The organism is Halostagnicola sp. A-GB9-2 (assembly GCF_030068615.1).
In the GTDB taxonomy this organism is placed as follows: Archaea; Halobacteriota; Halobacteria; order Halobacteriales; family Natrialbaceae; genus Halostagnicola.
In genome coordinates this window covers 1-13,991 of sequence record NZ_JASJOC010000004.1, presented here as the reverse complement: position 1 = coordinate 13,991, position 13,991 = coordinate 1, and the positions used below count along the sequence as shown (strand labels likewise).

At 60.9% G+C, this 13,991-nt stretch carries 15 protein-coding genes; 11 read left to right on the top strand and 4 right to left on the bottom strand.

Annotated features, from left to right (window positions below; genetic code table 11):
• Positions 1-65: 65 nt before the first annotated feature.
• The 4 genes from QNM96_RS11155 to QNM96_RS11140 all read left to right on the top strand — a co-directional run bounded on the left by QNM96_RS11155 (position 66) and on the right by QNM96_RS11140 (position 2,343).
• A complete protein-coding gene (locus QNM96_RS11155; RefSeq protein WP_283836408.1) occupies positions 66-1,106 on the top strand; it encodes an LLM class flavin-dependent oxidoreductase in 1,041 nt (346 codons plus the stop codon).
• Positions 1,107-1,147: 41 nt separating this feature from the next.
• Positions 1,148-1,270, top strand: coding sequence for a hypothetical protein (locus tag QNM96_RS11150; RefSeq protein WP_283836964.1), 123 nt, complete (start codon positions 1,148-1,150; stop codon positions 1,268-1,270).
• A gap of 111 nt (positions 1,271-1,381) precedes the next feature.
• On the top strand, positions 1,382-1,957 hold the full coding sequence (locus QNM96_RS11145) for a hypothetical protein (protein WP_283836407.1): 576 nt from the start codon (positions 1,382-1,384) through the stop codon (positions 1,955-1,957).
• Positions 1,958-2,118: 161 nt separating this feature from the next.
• Positions 2,119-2,343 carry a hypothetical protein gene (locus tag QNM96_RS11140; RefSeq protein WP_283836406.1) on the top strand — a complete coding sequence of 75 codons (225 nt, stop codon included), beginning with the start codon at positions 2,119-2,121 and terminating at the stop codon, positions 2,341-2,343.
• 39 nt (positions 2,344-2,382) lie between these two features.
• On the opposite strand, the gene QNM96_RS11135 is transcribed toward QNM96_RS11140, so the two are convergent.
• Together QNM96_RS11135 and QNM96_RS11130 are read right to left on the bottom strand one after the other, a co-directional pair.
• Complete coding sequence (locus QNM96_RS11135) at positions 2,383-3,246, bottom strand: ABC transporter permease (RefSeq protein WP_283836404.1); 864 nt, start codon at positions 3,244-3,246, stop codon at positions 2,383-2,385.
• A gap of 148 nt (positions 3,247-3,394) precedes the next feature.
• Positions 3,395-3,952 (bottom strand): hypothetical protein, encoded by a 558-nt coding sequence (locus tag QNM96_RS11130; RefSeq protein WP_283836402.1) that lies wholly within the window; start codon positions 3,950-3,952, stop codon positions 3,395-3,397.
• A 422-nt stretch (positions 3,953-4,374) separates the two neighbouring features.
• Here QNM96_RS11130 and QNM96_RS11125 point away from each other — a divergent pair, with 422 nt between their 5' ends.
• The 7 genes from QNM96_RS11125 (at position 4,375) to QNM96_RS11095 (ending at position 12,857) form a co-directional block, all read left to right on the top strand.
• Positions 4,375-4,569 (top strand): cold shock domain-containing protein, encoded by a 195-nt coding sequence (locus QNM96_RS11125; protein ID WP_006182670.1) that lies wholly within the window; start codon positions 4,375-4,377, stop codon positions 4,567-4,569.
• 348 nt (positions 4,570-4,917) lie between these two features.
• On the top strand, positions 4,918-5,901 hold the full coding sequence (gene lipA / locus QNM96_RS11120) for a lipoyl synthase (RefSeq protein ID WP_283836399.1): 984 nt from the start codon (positions 4,918-4,920) through the stop codon (positions 5,899-5,901).
• A 370-nt stretch (positions 5,902-6,271) separates the two neighbouring features.
• Positions 6,272-7,381, top strand: coding sequence for a pyruvate dehydrogenase (acetyl-transferring) E1 component subunit alpha (gene pdhA, locus QNM96_RS11115; protein WP_283836398.1), 1,110 nt, complete (start codon positions 6,272-6,274; stop codon positions 7,379-7,381).
• A gap of 2 nt (positions 7,382-7,383) precedes the next feature.
• A complete protein-coding gene (locus QNM96_RS11110) occupies positions 7,384-8,382 on the top strand; it encodes an alpha-ketoacid dehydrogenase subunit beta (protein WP_283836397.1) in 999 nt (332 codons plus the stop codon).
• A complete protein-coding gene (locus QNM96_RS11105) occupies positions 8,383-10,056 on the top strand; it encodes a dihydrolipoamide acetyltransferase family protein (RefSeq protein ID WP_283836395.1) in 1,674 nt (557 codons plus the stop codon).
• A gap of 45 nt (positions 10,057-10,101) precedes the next feature.
• Positions 10,102-11,571: a dihydrolipoyl dehydrogenase gene (lpdA, locus tag QNM96_RS11100; RefSeq protein WP_283836393.1), complete on the top strand. Its 1,470-nt coding sequence runs from the start codon at positions 10,102-10,104 to the stop codon at positions 11,569-11,571.
• A 209-nt stretch (positions 11,572-11,780) separates the two neighbouring features.
• Positions 11,781-12,857 carry a multicopper oxidase domain-containing protein gene (locus tag QNM96_RS11095; protein ID WP_283836392.1) on the top strand — a complete coding sequence of 359 codons (1,077 nt, stop codon included), beginning with the start codon at positions 11,781-11,783 and terminating at the stop codon, positions 12,855-12,857.
• 18 nt (positions 12,858-12,875) lie between these two features.
• Here QNM96_RS11095 and QNM96_RS11090 read toward each other — a convergent pair whose 3' ends face one another.
• Together QNM96_RS11090 and QNM96_RS11085 are read right to left on the bottom strand one after the other, a co-directional pair.
• The gene (locus tag QNM96_RS11090; protein WP_283836390.1) at positions 12,876-13,172 is read right to left on the bottom strand and encodes a hypothetical protein; all 297 of its coding nucleotides are present in this window, start codon (positions 13,170-13,172) and stop codon (positions 12,876-12,878) included.
• On the bottom strand, positions 13,169-13,546 hold the full coding sequence (locus tag QNM96_RS11085) for a helix-turn-helix domain-containing protein (protein ID WP_283836388.1): 378 nt from the start codon (positions 13,544-13,546) through the stop codon (positions 13,169-13,171). The genes QNM96_RS11090 and QNM96_RS11085 overlap by 4 nt, the downstream gene beginning before the upstream one ends.
• Positions 13,547-13,991 lie beyond the last annotated feature (445 nt).

The window sequence follows — 13,991 nt, the reverse complement described above, 5'->3', positions numbered from 1 at the left end:
AAATCGCCGGTTCCGGGGGTTCGGAGAGCGCATCTTTCATTACTCGCTGGCCCTGACCACCGATTGTGGATCTCTCCATCGTCGACCTCGCGCCGATACCCGAGGGCGGGTCAGCAACGGAAGCGTTCGAGAACACGGTAGAGCGAGCCCGGAATGCCGAGGAACTCGGCTACTCGCGCGTCTGGGTCGCCGAACATCACGATTTTACCGATTCATTGGCGAGCACGACGCCCGAGGCGCTCATCCCGCATATCGCCGCCAAAACGTCGGATATTCGTGTTGGGTCTGGTACCGTTCTGCTCAACCACTACAGCCCGTACAAAGTCGCGGAGTCGTTCAGCGTCCTCGACGCGCTCGCTCCCGGTCGGATCGATCTCGGGCTCGGTCGCGCGACCGGAAACCCGGTCAGCGACCGCGCGCTCCAGACCGATCGGAGCCAACACCGTGCAGGTTCCAACGACGACCACCGGGAGAAAATAAACGAGGTCGCCGCCCACCTCTACGACGGCTTCCCGGACGACCACTCGTTCAGCCAGCTCGAGCTCGCCCGCGCACGCGAAACTATCCCCGATATCTGGGTCCTCGGTTCGAGCCCATCGAGCGCCGCAATCGCCGGCCAGCTCGGGCTTCGATACTGTTTCGCGGCGTTCATCAGACCCGGTCCCGCTGTTCGGGCGCTCGAGGCTTACCGGGAGAACTTTCAGCCGTCCTCGTTCGGTGCCGGGCCCGACGAACCCCACGGCATGATCGCGGCGAACGTCACCTGTGCTGAGACTGACGAGGAGGCCGCTCGGCTCCGCGCCACCACCGAAGCGACTCATCAGCGACTCCGGCAGGGAACGATCGACCGGCCGCCGATCCGTTCGACCGAAGCCGCGATCGACGAACTGGGATACGTTCCCGACCCGACGCCGACCTCGCTCGAGCCGGGTCAGTGGCCCCGACAGATTTCCGGTAGCCCGGCTACGATGCGGGAGCTGTTGGATCAGATGACGGACCAGACTGGCGTTGAGGAGGTCGTCATCCAGCAACAACTCGCCGACCCCGACGACGTGCTTCGGTCACACGAACTGTTGGCCGACGCGGCGGATCTCTCTCCGCGTTGATCCTCTCCCACAAATATAATATATTTGTCATATGTGGTTGCGTGTTGTGGGATACTGGTGACGGATCGGGAATCGGTCGGGTGACTGCACTCGAGCTTTCGGATCGCGGCGCGAGCGTCGTCGTTGGAGATCTCGGCGTCGAAGGCGGCTATCTGAGCCAGTAGGACGCTTTTCGATCGGGTTCCGCTTTGGAGGTCACTTCACCGACTCAGCGCCGATAGCCTGGCTGTGTGTGCACCCCAAACGAACTTCCTCGTTCGGACGGTAGGACGCCCATGGTTCGTCTCCCACGATTCGGCCGGAACAAGCCGGACACGATAGTCCAGAACTCGACGGCTGAAGACCAGCGAGAGGGTTCTTCGTCCAGCGCTGGACGTAGACGTAAGCTCGTCCTCGCGCTCGGAATCGGCGCGATCGCGTATCTGGTGGTTCGCCGGCGAAACCGCGAGGGTCCGAGCCTCGAGAAGCGGTTGGCGGAATCGCTCGAGTCGGACGACGCTGACGGCGACGGACTCGAGGGTGCACAGAAAATTGCAATCGGCGAACCGGCTTCCGAACCGGACGAAAGCGAGACTGGCATGGATGGAGACGAGACGAGTACGGACGAAGACGAGCCAGCTATCGAGACGGACTCCGAGGACGTCTCGACGACGGAACGATCGGACGCCGAAATCGACGAACGTACAGAGACGGACGTTCAGGAAGAACCCGCAGAGCCGGGTGAGATGACGATCGACGAGGATGTCGCGGAGGAAGTCGTCGACGACGAAACCGGCGAGACGGACGAACGCGAAGGGGAGCATGAATCGCGCTCCGATATCGACGACGTAACCGACACCGACGAGGAGTGAACCCACCGAGACGGATAGGTAGTCCAGTCAAGCTATTCCAACCCGAAGGGATCGAGTCGTTCCGGGCACGGCGTCGAGTCATCGACTCGAGTGCGTCGAACGCTGTCCGGGCTTGCGTGCTCCGGCGCCGTCGTTATTTCGTTGGCTCGGAAAGAACACGTATGGCACTCACCCGATTCCTCGGCTCGAAAGCGACTCGCTCGCTGACGGTTGTCTCGGTCCTCGTCGAAGCGAAGCGATCGTTCGACCGCGGAAAACGAACTCGAGGCGCACTCCTGCTCGTCGTCGCCGTCTTCGCCTGGAAGTGGGCCCTCATCGGGATGGCCGCTCAGGGCGTCGTCAAACTGCTTCGGGGCGGACGCTCCTCGAAAGCTAGCTCAGGTTAATCTTTTTCGGAGTCGGAGATGTCCCGTGGATATGCTTCGTTAGATGAGTCCCGTGATAAACGCGATCCCCATCGCCACGAGGACGATTGCGGTAATCGTCGGCAAGTACGGCGTGTACCGCTCGATCCGTTTTTGATGATGTTCATAGCCCGCGATCAACAGAAGCGTCGGAGTGACGATGGCGATGATTACCGCGATCGAATAGAGTAGCATCAACTCGAGACAGCGCTCCGTCCCGACGCAGATCGCCAGGATCTGGATCGGTTCCTCGTGAGCGAATCCCAGCAACAAGGCGGTCATTCCGAGCGCGTAGAGCCCCCGCTGTGCGTGTTCTTCCTCGAGGTGTTGGTGTCCGCCACCGCCGGGGAGGTGCCGTCGCACGCGGCTGAAAACGCTGGTTTCGGAGTCGTCCTCGTCTCGAGCATCGTGGTGGTGCTGAGAACGGTCTCCAGTGTGGTGCGTCTCGTCTCCACCGTCCGTGTGGTGGCTGTGGCCGCTGTTTCCGTGTTCGTGAGTGTGATCGGAATCGTGGCGGTCGTCGCCGCGCTCGTCGGTTTGTTCGCCGTCGTGATGCTCGTGCCCTTCGTGATCGTGTTCGTCCATCGCGTGGCCGCCGTGGCGATACTCGTGTACGCCGAGTAAGATCAGGAGCGTCCCGGCGACGTATCGCATCCACGGTCCCTCAGCGAAGGCGGCGAACGTGCTGAACCAGAAGTACGCGAGGACCAACAGGACACTGCTCACGAGGTGGCCCACGCCGAGGATGAGAGCCGCAACGAACCCGTAAAATAGCCGTCGCTGTTTGTTCAACGCATAGGTCGCCGCGATCGGCCAGCCGTGATCTGGCAGGACGCCGTGGACGAACCCAATGACGATAACGCCGAGGACGACCCCGATCTCCATACTGTATCCGCGGGCGGTTGTCGGTATACAGGTTGTTATGAACGTTCCCGAGAAGCCGTAATACCGCTGTTAACGGTTGCTAACCTATCCTGGACGTATGCTAGGAACACGACCACCTCCAAGCCTGTTTTCACAACAAGCCAACGGCTCAGTTGCCGTCGTCGTATTCGTACTCTGCTACCGGATCTTCGACGCCTTCGGTTCGCGAGCCGACCCACGCGCCGAGTGCAAGTCCGTAGACGAGGTGCCCGGCGTGAAACAGCGCGAGCTCGTCGTTCTCGAGTCGGATGTCGAGAACCTCCTTGAGCATGACCTGGGAACCGAACGCCGAGAGAACCATTCCGTACACCGACCCCCAGACGATCCCTCGCTGTTCGGCCTCGATCGAGCGCTCGGCGTCCTGGAGTGCAAAGAGACCGCCGAAGACCGCCCCCGCGCTCATCCCGTAAACGAGGTGCAAGAAGAGTCCGGCAACCGGATGATCGTCCGGATCCCCGTCGGCGACGTACTGGGTCCAGAAGTTCGCCGACGGCGGGAGCGAACGAAGGATCGGGAGCCGGAACGCAGTCATGATACAGGTCGCGACGAATCCGGCTTGCAGCCCTCGAACGGAGGCAACTGCGGTGTGTTCAGCGCGCGACCGTGTGTCGTCGTCCTCCGTATCGTTACTCGACTGCAACTGGCGTAACCGATCGAATGCGAACATTGTAGCCTCCAGACCAGTCACACAACCTGTAGAAACTTAACGTTCGTGCGCGCACTAGCCACCACTTGCCTATATTTCGTCTCTGTTGTCGCTATTTGTCGAGCCTTCTCGCGTCGTAATTGATACGTTACGAGCCGCTTGCGTTCGTCGTGAAACTGCTCTCTCTACAGACTCAACGTGAGCACTCTCTGTACGTCTAGTGTACTCACACCACGTCTACGGGGAACTGACGATCGAATGAGCTGTTTCGGAAACAAATCAAGAAATCCAACGAACACAGATGAATTGGGAGAATAACCGAATCAAACAATAGAATATTCTACTGAGGTGTCGGAATTTCTTCTATTGGGGTTTTTCTGCTCTATCTTACAGAAATATATAACACAAGCATTATACGGCTCGTGGCACTTGATGTAATTGTAATGGCGAAAGGCAACGTTGATTTCTTCAACGACACAGGCGGCTACGGTTTCATCGAGACAGACGACGCGGACGACGACGTGTTCTTCCACATGGAAGACGTTGGCGGCCCGGACCTCGAAGAAGGCACAGAGATCGAATTCGACATCGAACAAGCACCGAAAGGTCCCCGCGCAACCAACGTCACCCGTTTGTAAACGGGTCCGCGTTCAGTAGCCGGTTTTACTTTCTTTAACACTCGAGAGCCATTGCGCTCTCGAATTCCGACTTACCGCCCTTGAGTGACAACTGCTCTTCTCGAGTCACGTCCCCGGAATCGCTTTTTCATGTTTCCTCGAAAATTGATCGTATCGTCACACTCGTCATATTCAACTAGCCCGTTGCACTCGTCGTATCCAACCAGGCCGTTGTTGACATGTCCAGATCACTGCCCAACTCGCTGGCAACGCACGTTGCACTCGTCGTATCCAACCAGGCCGTTGTTGACAGGGGTATGAGAGAACATCACCATCACGATTTTCACTGTCGGTCACCACCACACTGGTATGAGCAGTTCGCGAAAGCCCGAGTGGCTGAAGACTCAGCCACCATCGGGTCGAGAGTTCGCCGATATCCGGGAGACCTTGCGGGAGCAAAACCTCCATACCGTCTGTGAGGAGGCAAACTGTCCGAATCTCGGCGAGTGCTGGTCCGGCCGCTCAAGTACACCTGCCTCTAGCGGGGATGCTGGAGGCGGACAGACCGGCGGCGGGACGGCGACGTTCATGCTTCTGGGAGACCGGTGCTCTCGGGGCTGTAACTTCTGCGACGTCGAGACTGGCGGAATGGAGCCGCTCGACCCGGACGAACCGGAAAACGTCGCAAGCGCCGTCGCGGAGATCGGGCTCGATTACGTCGTCCTCACGAGCGTCGATCGGGACGATCTGCCGGATCAAGGTGCGGGTCAGTTCGCGGCGACTATTCGGGAGATCAAACGACGCCATCCCGGTATCCTCGTCGAAGTCCTCATTCCGGACTTTCAGGGCGAAAAACGGCTTCTCGAGAAGATAATCGACGCCGAACCGGACGTTATCGCCCACAACGTCGAAACTGTCGAACGGCTCCAGTACCCCATACGAGACCGTCGCGCGGGCTACGAACAGAGCCTCGGGGTGCTCGAGTACGTTGACCGGAACGCGGATATCTACACTAAGACCTCGATCATGCTCGGCCACGGCGAGTACGATCACGAGGTCTACCAAACTTTAGCCGACCTCCGCGAGCGCGGCGTGGATATCGTCACGCTGGGACAGTATCTCCAGCCGTCGCGATCACACCTCGACGTAAAACGGTACGACCATCCCGACAAGTACGAGACGTGGCGACGCGTCGCCGAGGAGGAACTGGGATATCTCTACTGCGCCAGCGGCCCGATGGTTCGTTCGTCGTACAAAGCCGGCGAACTGTTCGTCGACGCGGTGTTGCGCGAAGGCGAGAGCGTTGAGCGTGCGCGTGAGTGCGCTCGAGGAAGTCACGGTAGCCGCGTCTAATTTACGGCTCTCGGGGCTAATCTGCCCCAATCTGTTCGCTTCACCTGCCTCCCCCGACCGTTCACCGCATACCCTGTTTTCCTGACTAATCTGATTCAGGGGGCTCCACGCCATCTCGTCTCCGAGTTCGATTTCGTTGGGGCCTCCAGAGTTGAGAGCTGGTCGTCCGTCCAAAACGTGTGTGAAAATTCGTTATCTTTTGGACACCGTTCGATGATAGTTCGAGAAATAAGACATTCGTCCGTTCGATATCCGGCTCACTGAACACATCTGTGCAATGATGGCAATTTTCCTTCTAACAGTAAATTATTTACGAAAATTCTTTACCTCGAGCGGTTGTTGATACGAGTATGCTACGGAGGTTCTTTCCATGAGTACGTTACAACGCGATCCTCGAGAGAAGGTGCAGGTGCTCGACGACTCCGGCCAACTCCGCGAGGGGGAGTCGGTGCCCGATATTTCGGCCGAGGAAATGGTCGAGATGTACGAGGAGATGCGACTGGTTCGTCACTTCGACCAGCGCGCGGTTAGCCTCCAACGACAGGGTCGGATGGGAACGTACCCGCCGCTGTCGGGACAGGAGGGCGCACAGATCGGGAGCGCGCATGCGCTCGCGGACGACGACTGGGTGTTCCCGAGCTACCGCGAGCACGGAACGGCGCTCGTTCGGGGCACGTCGCTCAAGCGGACGATGCTGTACTGGATGGGTCACGAACTCGGCAACCGAATCTCCGAGGACTCGAACACGTTCACCGTCGCGGTTCCGATCGCAACCCAGATTCCCCACGCGACGGGTGCCGCGTGGGCGTCGAAACTCAAAGGCGAGGAGAAAGCCTTCCTCTGTTACTTCGGCGACGGAGCGACCAGCGAGGGGGACTTCCACGAGGGACTGAACTTTGCCGGCGTCTTCGACACGCCGTCGGTCTTTTTCTGTAACAACAACCAGTGGGCGATCTCGGTTCCCCGAGAGCGCCAGACCGCGAGCGCGACTCTCGCACAGAAGGCCTCTGCGTACGGATTCGAAGGCGTTCAAGTCGACGGGATGGACCCGCTGGCGGTGTACAAGGTCACCAGCGACGCCGTCGAGAAGGCGAAGGATCCGGGCCAGGGCGAACTCCGTCCAACGCTGATCGAGGCCGTCCAGTACCGCTTCGGGGCACACACCACGGCCGACGATCCGTCGGTCTACCGGGACGACGACGAGGTCGAACGCTGGAAACAGAAGGACCCGATCCCGCGCCTCGAGACGTTCCTGCGGTCGGAAGGGATCCTCGACGACGAACGCGTCGACGCGATCGATTCGCGAGTCGAGAACGAGGTTGCGGAGGCGATCGAGGCCGCCGAAAACGTCGAGCGCCCCGACCCGGAGGAAATCTTCGCCCACGTATACGAGGGAATGCCCAAACGATTACAGGAACAGCTCGAGTGGTTCGAAACGATTCGAGAGCAACACGGTGACGACGCGCTCCTGGAGGACTAACAATGGCAGCAGAATCCACGGCGGAGGTCGAAAATCTCACGCTCGTACAGGCGGTCAGAGATGGATTGTATACCGAAATGGAACGCGACGAGGACGTCCTCGTCATGGGCGAAGATGTCGGCAAAAACGGCGGCGTCTTTCGCGCGACCGAAGGGCTCTACGACGAGTTCGGCGAAAATCGAGTGATCGACACGCCACTGGCCGAGTCCGGTATCGTCGGCACGGCGATCGGGATGGCGGCCTACGGGATGCGTCCCGTCCCCGAGATGCAGTTCATGGGATTCATCTACCCTGCCTTCGACCAGATCGTCAGCCACGCCGCTCGCCTCCGTACGCGCTCGCGCGGGCGATACACGTGTCCGATGGTCGTTCGAGCCCCCTACGGCGGCGGTATTCGCGCCCCCGAACACCACTCCGAGTCGACCGAAGCGATGTTCGTTCACCAACCCGGGCTCAAGGTCGTCATCCCCTCGACGCCCTACGATACGAAAGGGCTCCTGACGAGCGCGATCCGGGATCCGGACCCGGTCATCTTCCTCGAGCCGAAGCTCATCTACCGGGCGTTCCGCGAGGAAGTCCCCATGGAGTCCTACGAGGTGCCACTCGGCGAGGCGGCGGTCCGGCGCGAGGGATCCGATATCTCCGTGTTCACCTGGGGTGCTATGACGAGACCGACCCTCGAGGCCGCCGAGAACCTCGATGGCGAAATCGACGTCGAGGTCGTCGATCTGCGGACGATGTCCCCGCTGGACGTCGACACCATCGTCGATTCGTTCAAGAAAACCGGACGAGCGGCCGTCGTCCATGAAGCGCCAAAGACGGGCGGACTCGGCGCGGAGATCGCCGCGACGATTCAGGAGGAAGCGCTCCTCTATCAGGAGGCACCGGTCGAACGTATCAGCGGCTTCGACACGCCGTTCCCGCTGTACGCGCTCGAGGATTACTATTTGCCAGAACCCGCACGCATCGAGTCGGGTATCCGAGACGCGGTGGGGTTCTAGATGGTTCACGAATTCAAACTCCCCGACGTCGGCGAGGGAGTCGCCGAGGGCGAACTCGTCTCGTGGTTGGTCGAAGAAGGCGAGGCGGTCTCGGAAGACCAGCCCGTCGCCGAGGTCGAGACGGACAAAGCTCTCGTCGAGGTTCCGTCTCCGGTCGACGGTTCGGTCAGGGAACTCCGGGCCGAGGAAGGCGAAATCGTTCCCGTCGGCGACGTGATCATCACGTTCGACGTCGAGGGCGAGGAGACCGCTGACGCATCCACCGACGCCGAAGATGGTGATAGCGCGTCGGAAACAGCGGACTCCACGGTGACAGCTGATTCCGGATCTGACTCCAAGTCCTCCACCGAAGCCGAACCTGCCGGCGACCCCGGCGCGACGGGCGGCGATATCGAGGAGGTCGCCACGCCCGAAGGGCGAATCTTCGCGCCCCCGCGCGTGCGACGCACGGCGCGCGAAGAAGGCATCGACCTCGAGTCCGTCCAGGGGAGCGGCCCCGGCGGCCGGATCACCGAGGGGGACGTTCGGGCGGCCGCCGACGGCTCGGCGGAGACCGATTCCGTGACTCAGGCCGCATCCGGATCGAGTGGCGAAACCACCTCGAGTGCCGACTCCGCCTCGAGCGGTGGCGCTTCCGCGAGCGCCAGCGCCGCTTCTGGGAACGAAGCCGAAGCCACGGACTCGAGTGCGGTAGCGGATGCGGCTAGTGAGGTCACCCAGTCGCGGACACACGTCGAGTCGGCCGACCGCGACCAAACGCTCGCGGTACCCGCGACGCGTCGACTCGCTGAAGAGGAAGGGATCGACATCGACGCCGTTCCGACGGACGAGACACGAGACGGCGAGCCGTTCGTCACGCCCGAAGCGATCGAAGAGTACGCGACGATGCAACGGCAGGCCCAGGAAGCCGATGCGGCCGCCGTTTCCTCGGCCGGCTCGGCCGCCGACGAATTTGAGGGCGAACGCGAACGTCGGGAGCCGTTCAAAGGCGTTCGAAAGGCCATCGCCGACGCGATGGTCGAATCGAAGTACAGCGCGCCACACGTCACCCACCACGATGAGGTCGACGTCACCGAACTCGTCGAAATCCGAGAGCGGCTCAAGCCCCGCGCCGAAGCGCAGGGAATCAAGCTGACGTACATGCCGTTCATCACGAAGGCCGTCGTCGCCGCCCTCGAGGAGTTCCCCGAAATGAACGCGGTGATCGACGAGGAAAACGAGGAGGTCGTCTACCGGAATTACTACAACATCGGCGTCGCCACGGCGACCGACGTCGGGCTGATGGTCCCCGTTGTCGACGATGCGGACGGGAAAGGGCTGCTCCAGATCGCCTCGGAGACGAACGAACTCGTCCAGAAGGCTCGAGAGCGCTCGATCTCGCCCGACGAACTGCAGGGATCGACGTTTACGATCACGAACGTCGGCGGCATCGGTGGCGAGTACGCAACGCCGATCCTCAACTACCCAGAGTCGGGCATCCTCGCGATCGGCGAGATCAAACGCAAACCTCGCGTGGTCACCGACGAGGACGGCACCGAATCGATCGAACCGCGCTCGGTCATGACCCTTTCGCTGTCGTTCGACCACCGGCTGATCGACGGCGCGGTCGGCGCGCGGTTTGCGAACGCACTGATGGAGTACCTCGAGGACCCCGAACTGCTACTGTTGAAGTAGCGGGCGGGCGAAGGGACACGCAAGCGGACAAAGAGACTCACTACAATGGTCGTTGGAGATGTCACAACCGGAACGGACGTACTGGTAATCGGCGCTGGACCCGCGGGCTACGTGGCCGCGATCCGTGCCGGACAACTGGACCTCGACGTCACGCTCGTCGAAAAGGACGCCTACGGCGGAACCTGTCTGAACCACGGGTGTATCCCCTCGAAGGCGCTGATCTCGGCGACGAACGTCGCCCACGAGGCGAGCCACGCCGAAGAGATGGGCATCCACGCGAACCCCGCGATCGATCTCTCGGGAATGATGGGCTGGAAAGACGAGGTTGTCGACCAGCTTACGAGCGGCGTCGAGAAACTCTGCAAGGCAAATGGGGTCAACCTGCTCGAGGGAACCGCCCAGTTCGACGGCGAAAACACGGTCCGGGTCTCCCACGACGGTGAAGGGCAAGGGAGCGAGAGCCTCGAGTTCGAAGACGCGATCATCGCGACCGGCTCCCGTCCCATCGAGGTCCCCGGCTTCGAGTACGGCGACGAGCCCGTTCTCGACTCGCGGCAGGCGCTTGCCCTCGAGTCGGTTCCCGACTCGATGGTTATCGTCGGCGCGGGCTACATCGGAATGGAACTGGCGGGCGTCTTCGCGAAACTCGGCACCGACGTGACCGTGATCGAGATGCTCGAGGACGCGCTTCCGGGCTACGACGACGACCTTTCGCGTCCCGTTCGCAAGCGCGCGGAGGAACTCGGCGTCGACTTCGAGTTCGGCTACACCGCCTCGGAGTGGCACGATCTCGAGGACGGCGACGAGATTCGCGTCGTCGCCGAACCCGCCGAGGAGGCGGCCGCTGATGGCGGCGAGATGGAAGCCCCCGAGACCGAATCCCTCGAACTCGATACCGAGAAGGTTCTCGTCGCCGTCGGCCGCGAGGCGGTTTCGGACACGCTCGACCTCGAGGCTGCGGGGATCGAGACCGACGACCGCGGGTTCATCCCGACGGATGACCGAGCGCGGACCAACCGAGAGCACGTCTACGCGGTCGGCGACGTCGCCGGCGAACCTATGCTGGCTCACAAGGGATCGATGGAGGGACAGGTCGCCGCCGAAGTGATCGCCGGCGAGCCGTCAGCGATCGACTATCAGGCGATGCCCGCCGCCGTCTTCACGGAGCCCGAAATCGGAACCGTCGGCTTGACGGCAGACGAAGCGGCCGAGCAGGGGTTCGACCCGCTCGTCGGCGAGTTTCCGCTTCGAGCGAGCGGGCGCGCGCTGACGATGAACGAATCCGACGGGTTCGTTCGCATCGTCGCCGACGAGGAGGCCGGATTCGTGCTCGGCGCGCAGATCGTCGCCCCCGAAGCGTCCGAACTGATCGCCGAAATCGGCCTCGCGATCGAACTCGGAGCGACCCTCGAGGACGTCGCTCGAACGGTACACACCCATCCGACGCTCTCGGAATCCGTGATGGAAGCAGCCGAAAATGCGCTCGGACACGCGATCCACACGCTCAATCGGTAGGGCGGTAGCCGTCCGAGCGCCACCCGACCGTTTCCGTACTCTTCGACGGCTACACCCTCATCTTTCTCGCTTTTTCCCGAGTCGTAGGAACTCCCATACGACTCCTTCACCCCTCGGTGTGAATTCGCAACTGTACCATGGGGAACCTGAATTCGACTGCAACCGTTCGACGTCGCACCGTTCTTTCAGCTGCCGGTGCAGGTGGGCTGATGGCGCTCTCGGGATGTACTTCTTCGTTCTTCGAAGAGGATCCCGACGTTTCCGAGTCTGACGATGGCGACGAAGACGATGAACCGCTGACCGACCATCCCTACACGGCACCACCCCAAATCGTGTATCTCGCCGATCAGGGATACGAATCGACACTCCGGACGGTCTCCGCACGCCACGAACTCGTGACCGAGGAGGCCAGTGGTGGCCCATTCGAGCTTCCCGAGGTATGGGCCTGGCAGGCAGACGATCTCGAGCCGTCAGTTCCCGGCCCGATCTATCGAATGGAAGAAGGGGAGACGTTCGAGCTCACGTACGACAACGACCACACCCGACCGCACACCGTTCACGTCCACGCCGTCGGGAAGGTGTGGGACGACGACGGCGCACCCGTTACCAACCGCGACCGCGTCGGGGCTGGCGAGAGCCACACCTACACGCTCGAGGGTGACGTTCCGGGAACGCACGTCTATCACTGCCATTACCAGACTCACAATCACCTCGATATGGGAATGTACGGTATTATCCGGGTCGATCCGGAGGGATACGAACCGCCGGACCGGGAGTATTTCCTGACGCTTCGCGACTGGGATACTCGCCTTCACGAGCAAAACGCCGGCGGCGACGCCGATTACTCGCCGACGGATCGCTCTTCGGACGCCTACACGATCAACGGACGGAGCGCTCCCTCGACGTTTCATCCAGAACTCGGATCGCCGCTGATCGTCTCCGCGGGAGAGACGGTTCGCCTCCACATCGCGAACAACGGTTACGAAAGTCACCCGTTCCACACCCACGGCCACCGGTTCACGGTCGTCGAAAAAGACGGCTCGCCGATTCCCGAATCGGCGCAGTACGACGAAGACGTCGTCAATATCGCCCCCGCCGAACGGTTCACCCTCGAGTTCGAGGCGGACGCCGACCCCGGCATCTATCCGGCCCACTGTCACAAGGTCCATCACGTTACCACCAACGGCAGCTATCCGGGCGGAATGGCGACCGCGATCGTCTACGAAGAAGCGATGGAAACCGAGGAGTTCGGTGAAATCATGGACGACGCGGGATACGAAGGATAGAGCTCTCTTACAGTCTTTTTACTGTACGTACAGCGAGTATGCGATGATCGTAAATCCGACGAGTACCATGAGGCTCTCGACGAGAATTCCCACCGTCAGCCCGATATTCAACACTTCGTGAACCATTCCCGCGAGAACGAATCCGAGCGTGACGATTCCGAACCCGGCCGTGAGATAGCCGAGTGCGGGCTGGCGCGTTCGGCGGTATGCCTTGAACGCGAAGTAAGTAATTATGCTCCCAACGACGAGTAATAACGTTTTAACGACCATCAACGCCATCGAGGCGGTGGTCGGTTCGATTAGTTCCGTGCTCATGTTTCCTTTCGCACCTCCGACCACAGTTCCGCGAGCCGTTCGTCAGCAGTCCGGGCCGGTCGCTCGATTCGGACTGCGAGCGACCGGTCGTCCTCGAGAACGAGCGTAATCTCTTCGAACGAGACCGTGTACTTGCTCGCGTGGTGGCCGTCGCGTCTGATGTCGGTCGACTCCTCAAGTAAGGTTGCGTCGGTGAGTAACTCGAGTTTCCGATACAGCGTCGATTGTGGAATTTCACACCGCTCGGTCAGCTCGGACGCTGTCAGCGGTTCGTCGAGATTCCGGATAATCTCCCGACAGTCGGGGTCGTCGAGCGCAGCACAAATCTCTTCGGCCGAGGGCATCGACTCCGAAGCGATCGGGTCCCGGACCATTCGTCTCCCTTTAGTCACTCCCGTGATTTATTCGCATCGATGCTGATCACCGCTGTTGCCTGCTGACGCCTCGAACACGAACATCTTCGCCTTTGGTTCTGGGCGTGTCACGACGCCTGGCTAACCGAGATACCCCAGGATTCGTCGGTATTCGAAAGAAAGAGTTCTTGCGTGCGCGCTCGAATAGGAAACTGCGCGGGTATCATTCGGTTAGACCGTGTCTGCAAGGACGGAATGATTGGCCGACCTCCGCCCGCGCGATATTACTATCTCCTCTCGAGCGGATGCGCTATTTTTTCCTGTCTCCATTTATTAGTGTCAGCGGAGTAATTGACGGGTGGAAAACCGTGCCATGGTAGCGGGATGCGGAGGGAAGTTCGTTCGACGGCCTTATGTAGGGACCGTCTCCTCGTTATGAATGTAAACGACGTGACGCAGGATGTCG

Excerpts from the sequence above, each read along its gene's own strand:
- QNM96_RS11110 (WP_283836397.1), top strand. The coding sequence starts at position 7,384 with ATGGCAGCAGAATCCACGGCGGAGGTCGAAAATCTCACGCTCGTACAG.
- QNM96_RS11095 (WP_283836392.1), top strand. The coding sequence starts at position 11,781 with ATGGCGCTCTCGGGATGTACTTCTTCGTTCTTCGAAGAGGATCCCGAC.
- QNM96_RS11130 (WP_283836402.1), bottom strand. The coding sequence starts at position 3,952 with ATGTTCGCATTCGATCGGTTACGCCAGTTGCAGTCGAGTAACGATACG.
- QNM96_RS11090 (WP_283836390.1), bottom strand. The coding sequence starts at position 13,172 with ATGAGCACGGAACTAATCGAACCGACCACCGCCTCGATGGCGTTGATG.
- QNM96_RS11145 (WP_283836407.1), top strand. The coding sequence starts at position 1,382 with ATGGTTCGTCTCCCACGATTCGGCCGGAACAAGCCGGACACGATAGTC.
- lpdA (WP_283836393.1), top strand. The coding sequence starts at position 10,102 with ATGGTCGTTGGAGATGTCACAACCGGAACGGACGTACTGGTAATCGGC.
- QNM96_RS11085 (WP_283836388.1), bottom strand. The coding sequence starts at position 13,546 with ATGGTCCGGGACCCGATCGCTTCGGAGTCGATGCCCTCGGCCGAAGAG.
- QNM96_RS11140 (WP_283836406.1), top strand. The coding sequence starts at position 2,119 with ATGGCACTCACCCGATTCCTCGGCTCGAAAGCGACTCGCTCGCTGACG.
- QNM96_RS11105 (WP_283836395.1), top strand. The coding sequence starts at position 8,383 with ATGGTTCACGAATTCAAACTCCCCGACGTCGGCGAGGGAGTCGCCGAG.
- QNM96_RS11125 (WP_006182670.1), top strand. The coding sequence starts at position 4,375 with ATGGCGAAAGGCAACGTTGATTTCTTCAACGACACAGGCGGCTACGGT.
- lipA (WP_283836399.1), top strand. The coding sequence starts at position 4,918 with ATGAGCAGTTCGCGAAAGCCCGAGTGGCTGAAGACTCAGCCACCATCG.
- pdhA (WP_283836398.1), top strand. The coding sequence starts at position 6,272 with ATGAGTACGTTACAACGCGATCCTCGAGAGAAGGTGCAGGTGCTCGAC.
- QNM96_RS11135 (WP_283836404.1), bottom strand. The coding sequence starts at position 3,246 with ATGGAGATCGGGGTCGTCCTCGGCGTTATCGTCATTGGGTTCGTCCAC.